Raw genomic sequence first — 14315 nt, 5'->3', positions numbered from 1 at the left:
GCCCCGATGTCGTCGATCTCGGTCGGACCGGGCCCGGTTGTCCGGGCGCGGCGCGGGACCGCGGGCCACGGGCCCGTCGGGGCGGTGCCCTAGCGTGGACGCGTGACTGACCTGGTGATCGGCGCCGACGGGCTGCCGCGATGCGGCTGGGGGCACAGCACCCCCGACTACGCCGCCTACCACGACACCGAGTGGGGCCGGCCCCTGCGCGGCGACGACGCGCTCTACGAGCGGCTCACGCTGGAGGCGTTCCAGTCGGGGCTGTCCTGGCTGACCATCCTCCGCAAGCGTCCCGCGTTCCGGCTGGCCTTCGACGAGTTCCGGATCGAGACCGTGGCCGGCTACGACGACGCCGACGTCGCCCGGCTGCTCGGCGACGCCGGCATCGTCCGCAACCGGGCCAAGATCGAGGCGGCGATCGCCAACGCCCGGGCGGCGCTGGGGCTTCCCGAGGGGCTCTCCGCGCTGCTCTGGTCCTTCGCCCCGCCGCCCCGACCGGCCCGACCCACGTCGTTCGCGGAGGTGCCGGCGCTGACCGCCGAGTCCACCGCGATGGCCAAGGCGCTCAAGAAGCGGGGCTTCCGCTTCGTCGGCCCGACCACGGCCTACGCGCTGATGCAGGCCACCGGCATGGTCGACGACCACCTTGCGGGCTGCCACGTCGTGGCGGCGCGGTCGGCGTGATGGGATGGGGGCCATGACGACCGACACCGCGCACCGGGTGGACGGGGCGCGCCCCGCCGACGGCACGGGCGCCTGGGCGGTGCTGCTGCCCTCCGGGCGCTACGAAGCCGAGCGGCTCGTCCACCACGACACGCTCGAGTTGACCGGCCTCGCCGACGCCACCCGACCCCGCCCCGGCGACCGGGTGGCCGTGCTGGCCGACGCGCCGCCCAGGCTGGTGGCGCTGGGCCGGGTCACCGGGGCCGGCGGCCAGGAGCCGGAGGACCCGGACGACGCGCAGTCCGAGCGGGTCGAGGCGCCGCTGGTGGTGGTGTACACCCGGCGGGCCTTCGACGAGCCGGTGCCGGCCGACGCGCTGGCGCTCGACGGGCCGGTGACCGCGCTGGACCCGGCGGCCTTCCGGGCGCTGGCCGACCGGCTCGGCCCGCCGCCGCAGCGGCGTTCCTGGCTGGTCAGCCTCGACCTGCCGATCGAGGCCGCGTCGCCCGCCGAGGCGGTCCGCCTGTTCTGGGCCTACGTGCAGGAGCTGGGCCCCCGCGAGCTGCCCGCCTTCGTCTCGCCCTCCGGCGACGAGCTGGCCATGCAGGCGTTCGTGCTCGGCGCGGAGGCCAACCAGGATCCGGAGGAGGACGACTGACCCCGTCCCGGCGGGCGTCAGCGGCCCTCGTAGACCGGCTTCTGCTTGTTGACGAAGGCCAGGGTGGCGGCGCGGTGGTCGGCGGTGCCCCCGCAGATCGTCTGCGCCTGCGCCTCGGCGGCCAGGGCGTCGGCCAGCGTGCCGGCGTCGGCGATGGAGAGCTGCCGCTTGATCGCCCCGTACGCGACGGTCGGGCCGGCGGCCAGCCGGGCGGCCAGCTCCTGCGCCGTCGGCAGCACCTGCTCGTCGTCCTCCACCAGGCGGTTGAGCAGCCCGAGCTGGCAGGCGTCCGCCGCGCGTACCGGCTCGGCCAGCATCAGCAGCTCGATGGCCTTGGCGTGCCCGACGAGCCGGGGCAGCGTCCAGGAGGCGCCGGTGTCGGCGGCGAGCCCGACGTTGGCGAACGCCATCAGGAAGCTGGTCGACGGCCCGCCGATGCGGATGTCGGCGAGGAAGGCCAGCGAGGCACCGGCCCCGGCGGCCATCCCCCGCACGGCGGCGACCACCGGCTTGGGCAGGTTGGCCAGCCGGGCGGCGATCGGGTTGTAGTGCGCGCGGACGGTGTCCAGCGGGTTGCCGTCGGTGGACTCCAGGGTCTGCACGTGCTCGCGCAGGTCCTGGCCGGCGCTGAACGACCGACCCGCGCCCGCGAGCACCACCGCGCGGCAGGACCGGTCGGTCTCCAGCTCGGCCAGCGTGTCCCGCAGCGCCTCCTTGAGTGCGACGTCGAGCGCGTTCATCGCCGTGGGGCGGTTCAGCGTCAGGGTGACGACGGCGTCGGTGCGGTCGACGAGCAGCGGCTCGGTCACTTCTAACGACCCTTCTGTCGGGCGATGCGGTTGCCGGAGTCGAGGCACTGCTCGACGTACCGGTCGGCGGCCGGCCGCAGTCGCGCCGCGTGCCGGTCGAAGAAACTGGCCGCGGCGGTGCCGGGCCAACGCTCGGGGAGCAGCGCCGGGGGCAACTGCGGGTCCCGGAACAGGAAGGTACGCCACGCGTGCACGAGCCGGAACCGGGCGGCGTACGCCTCCTCGTCGAGGCTGCGCACGGTGACCCCGGCCAGCAGTGGGCGCTGCTCGGCGACGAACTGCTCGTACGCCTGGCCGATCTCCGCCAGGTCCCAGGCCCGGCGGACCACGCCCATCGCGCCGGGGGTGCCGGCGGTGTGCGCGGCGGTGAACCGCTCGTAGCGCACGCCCGCCTCGTCGAGCAGCACGTCCACGTCCTCACCGGGCCGGGTCGCCACCCAGGTGCACTCGTCGAGGGCGCCGTAGCCGAGGAAGGTCAGGTTGGCCGCGAGCCGCTGCCGGTCCCGCCGCGACAGGGGGGCCTCCAGCACCAGGAGGTCGAACCGTCCGTCCCAGGTGATCCGGCCGGTCCGGTAGATCCGCGCCGCCGCCTCGTCCAGCCGGCGGGCGGCTTTCGGGGTGATCGAATATCCCGGCCCGGAGGTCAGCCGGCACGGGTCGAGCCACCCCTGGCGGACCATCCGGGAGACCGCCGTACGCACGGCGGGCGGGGCGATCCCGAGCGGCGCCAGCAGCCTGACCAGGGCGGCAACGGGTGCCCGGCCGCCCCTCGCCCGGAGGTGGTCGCCGTACAGGTCGAAGAGTGCCGACCGTGCCTGCATGACCGCACATTGTGACAGGCCTTCTCAGGATAAGCTAGATGCTGTTACATCAATGCTGCTTCGGTTTGGGTCCGGCGGTGTTCATCAGGGAAAATCGTTGGTCGACACCCCCGCGTACGTTGCGGGTGGTCAAGACGAAGTGGCTGTGGGGCAACCCACCGACCCTGGTGTAGGTCTGAGGGGAGACAACATGGCGGCGATGAAGCCGCGGACGGGCGACGGTCCGCTGGAAGTCACCAAGGAGGGCCGGGGCATCGTCATGCGCGTCCCGCTGGAGGGCGGTGGCCGGCTCGTCGTCGAGATGACTCCCGACGAGGCCAACGCGCTCGGTGACGCACTGAAGGCAGCCGCCGGCTGACCGAGGAACGGCCCGCGCGCTCGCGCGGGCCTTTCGTCAACCCCTGAGCCACCGGCCCCGCCGGTGGCTCAGGGTCTTCATTCCCCGCGGAGCCACGCTCCGCGAGCTTCCTGGAGGTACGGCTCCGCGTGCTCGCCATCCGTCTGCTCGCCGAGCCGGACCGGCTCGACACCCTCGTTCTGCCCGTCCGGCCCGGTCCGGCCGACGATGACCAGGCCCGACCGGCCCCGACCGGGGCGAGGCTGCCCGACGGCGTGGCCGAGGAGGCCGCCGCCCTGGCGCCGGCGGCACGACTGACCGGGCGTCCCGGCGAGGTCCAGGCGCAGTTGCGGCCCGGGCGGGACCCCGGCCGGCTGCTGCTGCTCGGCGTCGGCGAGGGCGACGAGGCGGCCTGGCGGGCGGCCGGCGCGGCCCTGGCCCGTGCGGCGAAGGATGAGACACGCGTCACGTTGGCGATGCCGGCCGGCGTCACGTCGGCGGCCGTACGCGGACTGGCCGAGGGGCTGCTGCTGGCCTCGTACCGGTTCCGGCTGACCGACGCCGGCGCCGCTCCCGCCCTGGCGGAGGTCGACGTCGTGGTGGCCGACCCGGACGCGCACACCGCGGCCCTGGAGGTGGCCCGGACGACGGCCCGGATGACCCGGTTCGCCCGCGACCTCACCAACACCCCCTCGTCCGTCAAGAACCCCGAGTGGTTCGCCGACCAGGTCGCCGCCCTCGCCGCCGACGTGCCGGACCTGCACCTGAGGGTACGCGGCCCGGAGGAGCTGGCGGCCGAGGGCTTCGGCGGGATCCTCGCCGTCGGGGGCGGCTCGGCCAGCGGCCCGCGCCTGGTCGAGCTGGACTGGCGGCCGGCCGACGCGCGTACCCACGTGGTGCTGGTCGGCAAGGGGATCACGTTCGACACCGGCGGCATCTCGATCAAGCCGGTGGCGTCGATGAAGCTGATGCGCAAGGACATGGCCGGGGCGGCGGCGGTGGTCGCGGCGACCCTCGGCGCGGCGGCCCTGCGCCTGCCGGTCCGGATCACCACGCTCGCGCCGCTGGCGGAGAACATGCTCAGCGGCTCGGCGTTCCGTCCCGGCGACGTCATCCGCCACTACGGCGGCACGACCAGCGAGACCACCAACTCCGACGCCGAGGGGCGCCTCGTCCTGGCCGACGCGCTCGCGTACGCCGTCGCCGAACTCCAGCCCGACCTGCTGGTCGACCTCGCCACGCTGACCGGGGCGAACGCGGTCGCGCTGGGCAAGCGCCACGGCGCCCTCTACAGCGACAACGACGGGCTCGCCGCGGACGTGCTGGCCGCGATCGCCGCCGCCGGCGAGGCCGCCTGGCGGATGCCGCTGCCCGACGACTACGCCGAGCACCTCGGCAGCGAGCTGGCCGACCTGCACAGCTCGCCGGACCGGGGCGCCGGGTCCGTGATGGCCGCGCTCTACCTGCGGGAGTTCACCGGTGGGCTGCGCGACCGGTGGCTGCACGTCGACATGTCCGCGCCGTCGTGGGCCGACGGCGACGACGCCGAGCTGACCCGGGGCGCGACCGGCTGGGGCGTACGCTCGCTGCTGCGCTGGCTGGGCTCGCTGGGTTGACCGGCCGGCGGCGCCCGCCCCCGGCGGGCCCCCGGTCAGCGGCGGGTCAGCACTTGACGGCGGCGAGCAGCCCGTGGCCGACCGGCAGCAGCGCCGGGATCCAGTGCTCCGACTCCCGGATCGCCTTGATCGCCTCGCGGACGGTCACCGTCTCGACGTCGCGGGCGGCGGGGTCGCCGATCCGGCCGCCGGCCAGCGTGCCGTTGAGCGCGACCACGCCGCCCGGCCGCAGCAGCCGCAGCGCGGCGTCCACGCAGGCGGCGAACCCGGTCGCCTCCGCGTCCACGAAGACCAGGTCGTACGCGCCGTCGGCGAGCCGGGGGAGCACGTCCAGCGCCCGGCCGGTGATGATCCGGGTGCGGCCGGCGGCGAAGCCCGCCTCGGTGAAGATGCGTCGGGCGATCCGCTGGTGCTCGACCTCGACGTCGATGGTGGTCAGCACGCCGTCGGCGCGCATCCCGCGCAGCAGCCAGACCCCGCTGACTCCCGTGCCCGTGCCGATCTCCACCACGGCCCGGGCGCTGCCGGCGGCGGCGAGCAGCCGCAGCGCCGCGCCGGCGCCGGGGGTCACCGCCTCGAGGCCGACCTCGTGGGCCAGGCTGCGGGCGGTGCGCAGGACGAGATCCTCGGTCACGTACGACTCGGCGAAGTGCAGGGTCTGGGCCGTCGAATTGCCGGAACCGGCGACCGTGGCGATGGGACACCTCCGGGCGGCATGCGTGGTGCGGGGGCGGGTGGGCACTGTGAGCCTAGAGGCGACGTCGAACGGGCGCAGCCGCGCGTCCGCCACCCGACGATCACGGTCGGCAACCGGTGACTCCATCCGCGGCATCCGTGTAATCCTGGAAGCGGTGTTCCGGCGAGCGCGACCGGGCGACGCTGTCGCCGGGTCCGTGGAGCGCGGGAGCCGGGGATGGACTGGGAGGGCACCGACGTGACCGACGGCTGGGACTGGCGCCAGCCCGGGGGAACTCCGGCGCCGGCGCGACCGCCGGTGCCCGGACATCCGCCGGTGGGGTCGCCGCCGACGCCTCAGGGCGCCGGGGGCGGCACGACTTCGCCCTGGTGGTCCGACGCGCTGGCCGACCCGTGGCGCGACCCGACCGCGCCGGCCGCCGTGGTGCTGCCGGCCGCGCCGAGCCCCGGCACCGAGCCGGAGCCGGTCAGCGACCCGGACGCCCCGGGCCGGCCGACGCTGCGGCAGCTGCTGCTCATCCCGTTGATCACCGCGCTGCTCGCGGGCAGCCTGGGCGGCGCGCTCGGGTACGCCTTCGCGGTGCGCGGGGGCGGCGTGGCCGGCACGGTGCTCGGCGCGGACCCGCAGGCGCCCGGCCTGGCCCAGCGCAGGCCCGAGTCGCTGGCCGGGGTCGCCGAGCGGGTGCTGCCCAGCGTGGTGACCGTACGGGTGGCGGGGCTCGGCGGCACGAGCGAGGGCTCCGGCTTCATCGCCAGCGCCGACGGGCACGTGATCACCAACGACCACGTGGTGGCGGGGGCGACCGGCAAGGCGTCGGTGGTCTTCAACGACGGCAGTTCGGCCCCGGCGACCGTCGTCGGGCAGGACCCGGAGTCCGACATCGCGGTGATCAAGGTCTCCCGGACGGGCCTGCGGCCGGTCGAGTTCGGCGACTCCGACGCGCTGGCCGTCGGCGACCCGGTGCTGGCCATGGGTTCGCCGCTCTCGCTGGCCAACACGGTCACGGCCGGCATCGTCAGTGCCCTGGACCGGACGATGCGGGCCGGCGAGCCCGGCGGCCCGACGCGCTACTACGCGGCGATCCAGACCGACGCGGCGGTCAACCACGGCAACTCGGGCGGCCCGCTGGTCGACGGCGCGGGCCGGGTCATCGGGGTCAACTCGACGATCAAGTCGCTGGTCTCCGAGGGGCAGGAGGCGGGCAACATCGGCCTCGCCTTCGCCATCCCGATCAACCAGGCCAAGCGGATCACGCAGGACATCATCGGCACCGGCAAGGCCCGGCGCACGGTGATCGGCGCCCAGGTCGGCGGGTCCGGCGCGGGCACCGGGGGAGCTGGCGTACGCCTGGCGGCCGTGGAGCCGTCGGGCCCGGCGGCCGGCGCGGGGCTGCGGGCCGGTGACGTGATCCTGAAGCTCGACGGTCGGCCGATGACCGAACCGACCGACCTGATCGCCCTGGTCCGGAAGTTCGCACCCGGCGCGGTGGTGACCGTGGAGTACCGCCGGGGCGCCAACCGGCAGAACGCCTCCGTGACCCTGGCCGCCGACGCCAAGTAGGGACCGGTCACCCCCTCCCCGGGTGGTGCCCCACGTGCGTAGTCTTGCTGCTGACGCCGAAGGAGGCCCGCGCAGTGTTCGAGAACCTGAACTGGTGGGAGATCGGTGCGCTGCTGCTCCTGGCGCTGCTGATCTTCGGTGACCGGCTGCCCGCGGTGATCAGTGACGGCCTGCGCATGGTGCGCAACCTGCGCACGATGGCCAGCAACGCCACCACCGACCTCAGTCGCGAGCTGGGCACCGACATCCAGTTGGAGGATCTGCACCCGAAGGCGTTCATCCGCAAGCACCTGCTCAGCGAGGAGGACGAGCAGGCGATCCGGAAGCCCCTCCAGGGCGTCTACGACAACCTGCGGGCGGACGTCACCGGCGTGCACAACGAGCTGAAGGACGTGGCCTCCGCCGCCGACGTGCGCGCCAACGGCAGCCGCCCGGCCGCCGCCACCGGCAGCGCCCCGGCCCCCGCTCCCCGGGCCAGCTACGACGACGCGACCTGACCCCGCCCGCCGCGCCGGAGACGGCGACGGGGGCGGCGCTCCCGGAGGAACGCCGCCCCCGTGCGGGTGGCGACAGCGCCGGCCGTGGCCGGCGTACGGTCAGCGGCCGGCGGGCTTGAGGCCCAGCGGCTTGCCCAGCAGCGACTCCCGGCGCACGGCGAGCCGGTCGGCGACCTGGCCCAGTGCCTTCGCGGCCGGCGAGTCCGGCTCGGCCAGCACGATCGGGGTGCCCACGTCGCCGGCCTCGCGTACGCGGGTGTCGAGCGGGACCTGCCCGAGCAGCGGCACCTGCGCGCCGATGGTCTTCGTCAGCGACTCGGCCACCGCCTGGCCGCCACCCGCGCCGAAGACCTCCATCCGGGAGCCGTCCGGCAGCTCCAGCCAGGACATGTTCTCGATGACGCCGACCACGCGCTGGTGGGTCTGCAATGCGATCGCGCCGGCCCGCTCCGCCACCTCGGCGGCGGCGGTCTGCGGGGTCGTGACGATCAGGATCTCGGAGTTGGGCAGCAGCTGCGCCAGGGAGATGGCCACGTCGCCGGTGCCCGGCGGCAGGTCGAGCAGGAGCACGTCCAGCTCGCCCCAGTAGACGTCGGCGAGGAACTGCTGCAACGCCCGGTGCAGCATCGGGCCGCGCCACACCACGGCGGCGTTGCCGGCGGTGAACATGCCGATCGAGATGACCTTCACGCCGTGCGACTGCGGCGGCATGATCATGTCTTCGACGCGGGTCGGGCGCCCGTCCGCGCCGAGCATCCGGGGCACCGAGTGGCCGTAGATGTCGGCGTCGACCACGCCGACGGAGAGCCCGCGGGCGGCCAGCGCGGCGGCCAGGTTGACCGTCACGCTGGACTTGCCGACGCCGCCCTTGCCGCTGGCGACCGCGTACACGCGGGTGCGGGAGCCCGGCTGGGCGAACGGGATGACCGGCTCCTGGGAGGCGCCGCCGCCGCGCAACTTCGCCTGGAGTTCCTGGCGCTGCTCGGGGCTCATCACGCCGAACTCGATCGTCACGCCGGTCACCCCGGGCACCGCGCCGACGGCGGCCGTGATGTCCGAGCGCAGCTTGTCCTTCAGCGGGCAGCCGGCGACGGTGAGCAGCAGCTCGACCCGTACGACGCCGTCGTCGCCGACCTCGGCGGAGCGGACCATGCCCAGTTCGGTGATGGGCCGGCGGATCTCCGGGTCGTTGACGGTGGCCAGCGCGGCCTGGATCGCGTCGGAGACGGTGCTGACGGGTGCTGACATGCCCGCAATGCTACGTCGGCGGCCATGCCCCACCGCCGTCAGCGGGGGGCGGTGTGAGCGAATCGATGGCGACGGCTGGGGCGGACGGCATACCGGACGAAGCGGGACGATCGGGCCGGCCCCACTCGGCCGGCGCGCCCGGGGCGGGCGGCGTTCGGGCCGCTCAGGCCTCCGCCTCCCGGCCCTCCGGGTGGCCGCCGTGGGCCTGGTCGCCGTCCAGGTCGTCGCGGGGCTCCTCCAGCCCGTCGCCGTGCTGCGGGATCCTGTCCTGCTGCCGGCGCTCCAGCCGCTGCCGGCGCCGGCCCGCCTCGTCCAGCTCCTCGGCCAGCCTGGCCAGCTCCGAGCGGAGGAAGTCCCGGGTCGCGACCTCGCCCATCGCGTTGCGCAGCGCGGCGATCTCCCGGGCCAGGTACTCCGTGTCGGCCTTCTGCATGGTCGCCCGGCGGCGGTCCTCCTCCAGGGAGACCCGGTCCCGGTCGGCCTGCCGGTTCTGCGCCAGCAGGATCAGCGGGGCCGCGTAGCTGGCCTGGAGGGACAGCACCAGGGTCAGGAACGTGAAGGTGTACGGGTCGAAGCGCAGGTGCGCCGGGGCGAGGGTGTTCCAGCCGAACCACAGCGCGATCACGCCCGTCATGTAGACGATGAAGTTCGCGGTGCCCATCCCCCGGGCGATCCCCTCGGACCACCGGCCGAAGGCCTCCGGGTCGAACCGGGGCAGCTTGACGCCCCGGGGCTCGCGCGGCTGGTCGAGCCGCTGCGCCCGTCGCTGCTCAGCCATCCGCGCCGTCCAGCGTCGGTCCGGCGGTGGACGGGCGCTCGGCGGCGTCCCGGTCCCGCCAGTCGCGGGGCAGGAGGTGGTCCAGCACGTCGTCGACCGTGACCGCGCCGACCAGCCGGTTGTTGCGGTCGATGACGGGCATGGCGACTAGGTCGTACGTGGCCATCCGGCGGGTGATCTCCGGCAGCGGGGTGGTCGGCCGCAGCGGGTCGATGTCGTTGACCACGATGCCGCCGAGCAGGTCGGCCGGCGGTTCGCGGAGCAGCCGCTGGAAGTGCACCATGCCGAGGTAACGGCCGGTCGGCGTGGTCATCGGCGCCCGGGACACGAAGACCTGCGCGGCGATCGCGGGGGAGAGCTGCGGTTCCCGGATCCGGGCCAGGGCCTCGGCGACGGTGGCGTCCGGCGGGAGGATGACCGGCTCGGAGGTCATCACGCTGCCCGCCGTTCCCGGCGTGTACTTGAGCAGCTGACGCACCGGATCGGCCTCGCCCGGCTGCATGAGGTCGAGCAGCACGTCCTGCTCGGGCGGCGGCAGCTCGCTGAGCAGGTCGGCGGCGTCGTCCGGGTCCATCTCCTCCAGCACGTCGGCGGCCCGCTCGCGGTCCAGGGCGGCCAGGATCTCCACCTGGTCGCGCTCGGGCAGCTCGCTCAGCACGTCCGCCAGGCGCTCGTCGTCCAGCGCGGCGGCGACCTCGTTGCGCCGGGCGTCGGGGAGATCCTGCAGGGCGTTGGCGAGGTCGGCGGGGCGCATGTCCTCCAGCACCGAGAGCAGGTTGGCCGTGCCCCGGCTGTCGGCGATGCCGCTGAGCCCGCGTACCCGTTCCCACTCGACCTGGTGCAGGTGGCCCCGGCGGGTCAACCGGCCGGTCTGCTCGCGTACGGCGACCCGGGCCAGCGACCACTCGCCGCCCCGGCTGCACTCCATCGCCACGTCGACCACGGAGCCCGACTGCCCGCCGGGGTCGACCTGCACCCGGCGGTCCAGCAACTCCTGGAGCACGAGCAGCTCGTTCGGGCGCTTCTCGAAGCGCCGCAGGTTGAGCGTGCCGCTGCCGAGCACGACCGCGTCGGCGTCGATGGAGGTGATCCGGTTCAGCGAGAGGAAGATCCGCCGCCGCATCGGCATCTCGGCGACCAGACCGACCACCTCGGGCGGGCGTTGCGTCGGCCGCAGCCTGCCCACCGCGTCGCGGACCCGGCCCACCTGGTCGCCGTTGGGATCGAAGACGGCGACTCCGGCGAGCCGGGCGAGGTAGACCCGGGTCGGCGTGCTCACGGGCACCAGCCTAAGCGCCTAGTGTTTATCAACATGTCGACCTTGGCCTACGAGATCGTGGACGTCTTCACCGACCGCCCGTTCGCCGGCAACCCGCTGGCGGTGGTGTTCGGCGCCGAAGGGCTGGCCACCGAGCAGATGCAGGCGCTCGCGCTGGAGTTCAACCTCTCCGAGACGGTGTTCGTGCTCCCGCCCACACAGGTCGGCGCCACCTACCGGGCCCGCATCTTCACCCCGGCCGAGGAACTGCCCTTCGCCGGTCACCCCAGCGTCGGCGCGGCGGTGACCGCCAGCCGCCGTGGCATGTTCGGTGTGGGGCAGGTCACCCAGGAATGCGGGGCGGGCGTGCTGCCCGTCGAGGTGACCGCCACCGGGGCGACGCTGACGGGCGGCGTACCCACCCTCGGCCCCGAGCTGGACCCGGAGCCGCTGCTGGAGATGGCCGGGCTCACCGCGGGCGACCACGTCGGCCCGGCTCCCCGGGTGGCCGGCTGCGGGCTGGAGTTCCCTTACCTCCCGGTCCGCCCGGACGCGGTGGCCCGCGCCCGGGTCAACGCGGCGGCGGCGCAGCGGTACGGAGTGGAGCACGTCAGCGTCTTCTCCTGGGACGCCGCCGCCCAAACCGCGCACGCCCGGGTCTTCGTTCCCGGGCTCGGCGTGCCGGAGGACCCGGCCACCGGTTCGGCCGCCCTGGGCCTGGGGGTGTGGCTGGTCGCCAGCGGCCTGCTGCCCGCCGACGGGCGCGCGGAGTACACCGTCCACCAGGGCATCGAGATCAACCGCCCGTCCGTGCTGGCCTGCACGGTGACCGCCGCGGACGGTCAGGCGGTGGGCGCCACGGTGGCCGGCCACGTCGTGCCGGTGGCCCGGGGCGAGATCACCGTTCCCCCGTTCGTCGGCTGACCTCGGCGATCCGCGCCGCCCGCCCGGGCGGGCGGCGCTGACGGACGAGGGCGGATGCGGGAGGATGCGAGGGTGACCGACGCGGAGCGGACCAGCACGCCGCTGGTCGACGAGGCGATGAAGAAGGCCGCCGTGGCCTGGGTGAGCGTGCCCGGCGGGCCGGCGCTCGCGCTGTGGTGCCTGCCCCTGGAGGGGGCGCTCTTCGTGGTCAGCGGCCCCGGGGAGCAGTCCGCCCCGGGCCTGGCCGACGCGACCGAGGCGCAGGTCACCCTGCGCGGTGACCACGGCGGGCGGATCGTCACCTGGCCGGCCCGGGTGAGCCGCCTGGCGCCCGGCACCGAGCACTGGGAGACCACCGCGCCGCTGGTGGCCGCGAAGCGGCTCAACGCGCCGGGGCCCACGGCCGAGCTGGTGGAGCGCTGGGCGGCCGACGGCTGCGCGGTGAACCGGTTGGAGCCGGCCGGCGAGCCGGTCGCCGGCGCCGGGCTGCCCGCGGACTCGCTGGCCGAGGTGCCCCGCGAGACGCCGGCGGTCCGGGCGACCCGCAAGCCGTTCCGCCTGCACCGGGTCCGCCGCCGCTGAGGCACCCGGCCCGGGCCCGGGCTCACGCGGAGAGGCAACCGGCCGGCACGGGTGCGACCGCCGGCCCCGGCACCCGCTCGACGAGGCCGACCACCTCGTCGAGCGAACGCAGCACCGGCCCGTTCCAGGCGGCGTCGGCGTTGAACACCATGTGACCGGCCAGGTCCGGCGCGGCCAGCCGCACGGCGGTCATCCCGGCCCGCTCCGCCCCGGTCAGCTCCTGGCTGCCGCCGTCGCCGACGTAGAGGCAGTCCGCCGGCGCCAGGTCGAGCCGCCGGCACGCCGCCTGGTAGAGCGCCGGGTCCGGCTTGCAGCGCCCCACCAGCACGGAGAAGACCCGCACGTCGAGCAGCGGGGCGACCGGCAGTTGCGGCAGGAACGCCGGCAGCTCGTGCGTGCAGTCGCTGATCACCCCGGTACGCAGGCCGAGCCGGCGCAGCGCGGCCAGCGTCGGCACCGCCTCGTCCCGCAGCCGGGTGTCGGCGCGTACGGCCCGGTGCCGCGAGGCGACCGCCGAGCGGACCGCCTCGTCGGACGGGTGCACGCCGGCCTGCTCGCAGACCCAGCGCAGGGTCGCCTCGGCGCTGCCGTGTCGCCCGCAGGCCCGCTCGTAGTAGGTGCGGTCGAGCACGTCGACGAGCGTGCGTGGCGGGCAGCCGAGCAGCTCGGCGGTCGACCGGTGGGCCGCGCCCCGCTGGACGGAACGGGTCAGCGTGCCGAAGAAGTCGAACAGGACCGCCTGGTACGTGGGCATGGGGGAGCGCCTCCGGGCGGTAGGGAATCGCCGGCGCGGACATGCATGATCGTAACGGAGTGCTGACGTTACGTGGCGACTCCTGGCGTGTGAGGATTGCTCCTCGTGTCCCCCGCAGCGCACCGCCCGCCGTTCGACCCGGTGACCACCGGGGCGGTCGTTCTGGCCGTCGTCGCCGTCTCGTCGTCCGCGCCGCTGGTGGCCTTCGCGGCGGCGCCGGCGCTGGCCGTCGCGTTCTGGCGCAACCTGCTCTCGGTCGCGGTGCTCGGCCCCTTCTCAGCGGCCCGGCGACGCGCCGAGTTCCGGTCGCTGACGGTCGGCGCCGGGCGGCGCGAGGGCCTCTACTGCGTGCTGTCGGGGGTCGCGCTCGCCGCGCACTTCGCCACCTGGATGCCCAGCACCAAGCTCACCTCGGTCGCCGCGGCGACCGCCCTGTGCGCCACCCAGCCGGTCTGGCAGGGGCTGATCGCCCGCGCCCAGGGCCGCCGGCTGCCGGGCGTCGTCTGGGTCGGCATCGGGGTGGCGGTCGCGGGGGCGGGCGTGGCGACCGGGGCGGACTTCGCCGTCTCCGGCCGGGCCGTCGCCGGCGACCTGCTCGCGGTGGCCGGCGGCCTGTTCGCGGCGGTCTACACCGCGCTCGGCGAGCGGGCGCGCACGACGATCAGCACGACCACCTACACCACCATCTGCTACGGGGTCTGCGCCCTGGTCCTGCTCGTGGTCTGCCTGGTCGGCCGGGTGCCGCTGACCGGCCTCGACGCCGACACCTGGCTCGTCGTGCTGGCTCTGGTGGCCGGCGCCCAGCTGCTCGGGCACTCGATGTTCAACTTTGCCCTGAAGAAGGTCTCGGCGACCACGGTCAGCGTGCTGGCCCTGCTGGAGGCCCCGGGCGCGGCCCTGATCGGCTGGGCCTGGCTCGGGCAGCTGCCCGGGGTGACCGCCCTGGTCGGGCTGGCGCTGCTGTTGTCCGGCGTCGCGGTGGTGGTGCTCGGTGGCGCCCGCGCGGCCCGCCGCCTCCCACCGCTCGCCACCGCCGTCCCCGCCGACGCCGGCCCGCCGCCCAACTGACCCGGGTGGCCGCGGGTGGTGGCGTCGCGGGCCGGCCACCAGGGC

General features: G+C 75.2%; 16 protein-coding genes. 9 read left to right on the top strand and 7 right to left on the bottom strand.

Annotated elements, in window-relative coordinates; genetic code table 11:
* Positions 1-102: 102 nt before the first annotated feature.
* The gene (locus AB0883_RS10535) at positions 103-684 is read left to right on the top strand and encodes a DNA-3-methyladenine glycosylase I (RefSeq protein ID WP_366640974.1); all 582 of its coding nucleotides are present in this window, start codon (positions 103-105) and stop codon (positions 682-684) included.
* Between the two features lie 13 nt (positions 685-697).
* Entirely contained in the window at positions 698-1321 is a 624-nt protein-coding gene (locus AB0883_RS10530) for a hypothetical protein (protein WP_366640973.1), read from the top strand.
* 17 nt (positions 1322-1338) lie between these two features.
* On the opposite strand, the gene AB0883_RS10525 is transcribed toward AB0883_RS10530, so the two are convergent.
* Together AB0883_RS10525 and AB0883_RS10520 are read right to left on the bottom strand one after the other, a co-directional pair.
* The gene (locus tag AB0883_RS10525; RefSeq protein WP_366640972.1) at positions 1339-2130 is read right to left on the bottom strand and encodes an enoyl-CoA hydratase-related protein; all 792 of its coding nucleotides are present in this window, start codon (positions 2128-2130) and stop codon (positions 1339-1341) included.
* Between the two features lie 2 nt (positions 2131-2132).
* Positions 2133-2951: a PaaX family transcriptional regulator C-terminal domain-containing protein gene (locus tag AB0883_RS10520; RefSeq protein ID WP_089002167.1), complete on the bottom strand. Its 819-nt coding sequence runs from the start codon at positions 2949-2951 to the stop codon at positions 2133-2135.
* Between the two features lie 190 nt (positions 2952-3141).
* On the opposite strand from AB0883_RS10520, the gene AB0883_RS10515 reads away from it, so the two are divergent.
* Together AB0883_RS10515 and AB0883_RS10510 are read left to right on the top strand one after the other, a co-directional pair.
* Complete coding sequence (locus AB0883_RS10515; RefSeq protein WP_007455245.1) at positions 3142-3309, top strand: DUF3117 domain-containing protein; 168 nt, start codon at positions 3142-3144, stop codon at positions 3307-3309.
* A gap of 128 nt (positions 3310-3437) precedes the next feature.
* On the top strand, positions 3438-4904 hold the full coding sequence (locus AB0883_RS10510) for a leucyl aminopeptidase family protein (RefSeq protein ID WP_366640971.1): 1467 nt from the start codon (positions 3438-3440) through the stop codon (positions 4902-4904).
* 46 nt (positions 4905-4950) lie between these two features.
* Here the strand turns inward: AB0883_RS10510 and AB0883_RS10505 are convergent, their stop codons facing one another.
* Entirely contained in the window at positions 4951-5538 is a 588-nt protein-coding gene (locus AB0883_RS10505) for an O-methyltransferase (RefSeq protein WP_089003702.1), read from the bottom strand.
* A gap of 279 nt (positions 5539-5817) precedes the next feature.
* Here AB0883_RS10505 and AB0883_RS10500 point away from each other — a divergent pair, with 279 nt between their 5' ends.
* Together AB0883_RS10500 and AB0883_RS10495 are read left to right on the top strand one after the other, a co-directional pair.
* The gene (locus tag AB0883_RS10500) at positions 5818-7161 is read left to right on the top strand and encodes a trypsin-like peptidase domain-containing protein (RefSeq protein ID WP_366640970.1); all 1344 of its coding nucleotides are present in this window, start codon (positions 5818-5820) and stop codon (positions 7159-7161) included.
* Positions 7162-7235: 74 nt separating this feature from the next.
* A complete protein-coding gene (locus AB0883_RS10495; protein WP_366640969.1) occupies positions 7236-7658 on the top strand; it encodes a preprotein translocase subunit TatB in 423 nt (140 codons plus the stop codon).
* Positions 7659-7757: 99 nt separating this feature from the next.
* Here the strand turns inward: AB0883_RS10495 and AB0883_RS10490 are convergent, their stop codons facing one another.
* The 3 genes from AB0883_RS10490 to AB0883_RS10480 all read right to left on the bottom strand — a co-directional run bounded on the left by AB0883_RS10490 (position 7758) and on the right by AB0883_RS10480 (position 10963).
* Positions 7758-8906 (bottom strand): Mrp/NBP35 family ATP-binding protein, encoded by a 1149-nt coding sequence (locus AB0883_RS10490; protein WP_366640968.1) that lies wholly within the window; start codon positions 8904-8906, stop codon positions 7758-7760.
* Positions 8907-9069: 163 nt separating this feature from the next.
* Positions 9070-9684, bottom strand: a complete 615-nt coding sequence (locus AB0883_RS10485) for a DUF1003 domain-containing protein (RefSeq protein WP_366640967.1) — start codon at positions 9682-9684, stop codon at positions 9070-9072.
* Positions 9677-10963 (bottom strand): CBS domain-containing protein, encoded by a 1287-nt coding sequence (locus AB0883_RS10480; protein ID WP_366640966.1) that lies wholly within the window; start codon positions 10961-10963, stop codon positions 9677-9679. The genes AB0883_RS10485 and AB0883_RS10480 overlap by 8 nt, the downstream gene beginning before the upstream one ends.
* A gap of 33 nt (positions 10964-10996) precedes the next feature.
* Here AB0883_RS10480 and AB0883_RS10475 point away from each other — a divergent pair, with 33 nt between their 5' ends.
* Together AB0883_RS10475 and AB0883_RS10470 are read left to right on the top strand one after the other, a co-directional pair.
* Positions 10997-11866, top strand: a complete 870-nt coding sequence (locus tag AB0883_RS10475; RefSeq protein WP_366640965.1) for a PhzF family phenazine biosynthesis protein — start codon at positions 10997-10999, stop codon at positions 11864-11866.
* Positions 11867-11938: 72 nt separating this feature from the next.
* Positions 11939-12448 carry a hypothetical protein gene (locus AB0883_RS10470; RefSeq protein ID WP_121396745.1) on the top strand — a complete coding sequence of 170 codons (510 nt, stop codon included), beginning with the start codon at positions 11939-11941 and terminating at the stop codon, positions 12446-12448.
* Positions 12449-12470: 22 nt separating this feature from the next.
* On the opposite strand, the gene AB0883_RS10465 is transcribed toward AB0883_RS10470, so the two are convergent.
* Complete coding sequence (locus AB0883_RS10465; protein WP_366640964.1) at positions 12471-13202, bottom strand: HAD family hydrolase; 732 nt, start codon at positions 13200-13202, stop codon at positions 12471-12473.
* A gap of 105 nt (positions 13203-13307) precedes the next feature.
* Here AB0883_RS10465 and AB0883_RS10460 point away from each other — a divergent pair, with 105 nt between their 5' ends.
* Positions 13308-14270 carry a DMT family transporter gene (locus tag AB0883_RS10460; protein WP_366640963.1) on the top strand — a complete coding sequence of 321 codons (963 nt, stop codon included), beginning with the start codon at positions 13308-13310 and terminating at the stop codon, positions 14268-14270.
* Positions 14271-14315: the final 45 nt, after the last annotated feature.

Origin of the sequence: Micromonospora sp. NPDC047812, from assembly GCF_040704175.1 — a bacterium.
Classification (GTDB): Bacteria; Actinomycetota; Actinomycetes; order Mycobacteriales; family Micromonosporaceae; genus Micromonospora.
Note: the sequence above shows the minus strand (reverse complement) of the source record. Positions and strands in the feature narration are given on the sequence as shown.

Bases quoted from the DNA above. Each gene is read 5' to 3' on its own strand.
- AB0883_RS10515 (WP_007455245.1), top strand. From the start codon at position 3,142: ATGGCGGCGATGAAGCCGCGGACGGGCGACGGTCCGCTGGAAGTCACC.
- AB0883_RS10465 (WP_366640964.1), bottom strand. From the start codon at position 13,202: ATGCCCACGTACCAGGCGGTCCTGTTCGACTTCTTCGGCACGCTGACC.
- AB0883_RS10500 (WP_366640970.1), top strand. From the start codon at position 5,818: ATGGACTGGGAGGGCACCGACGTGACCGACGGCTGGGACTGGCGCCAG.
- AB0883_RS10490 (WP_366640968.1), bottom strand. From the start codon at position 8,906: ATGTCAGCACCCGTCAGCACCGTCTCCGACGCGATCCAGGCCGCGCTG.
- AB0883_RS10475 (WP_366640965.1), top strand. From the start codon at position 10,997: ATGTCGACCTTGGCCTACGAGATCGTGGACGTCTTCACCGACCGCCCG.
- AB0883_RS10485 (WP_366640967.1), bottom strand. From the start codon at position 9,684: ATGGCTGAGCAGCGACGGGCGCAGCGGCTCGACCAGCCGCGCGAGCCC.
- AB0883_RS10530 (WP_366640973.1), top strand. From the start codon at position 698: ATGACGACCGACACCGCGCACCGGGTGGACGGGGCGCGCCCCGCCGAC.
- AB0883_RS10520 (WP_089002167.1), bottom strand. From the start codon at position 2,951: ATGCAGGCACGGTCGGCACTCTTCGACCTGTACGGCGACCACCTCCGG.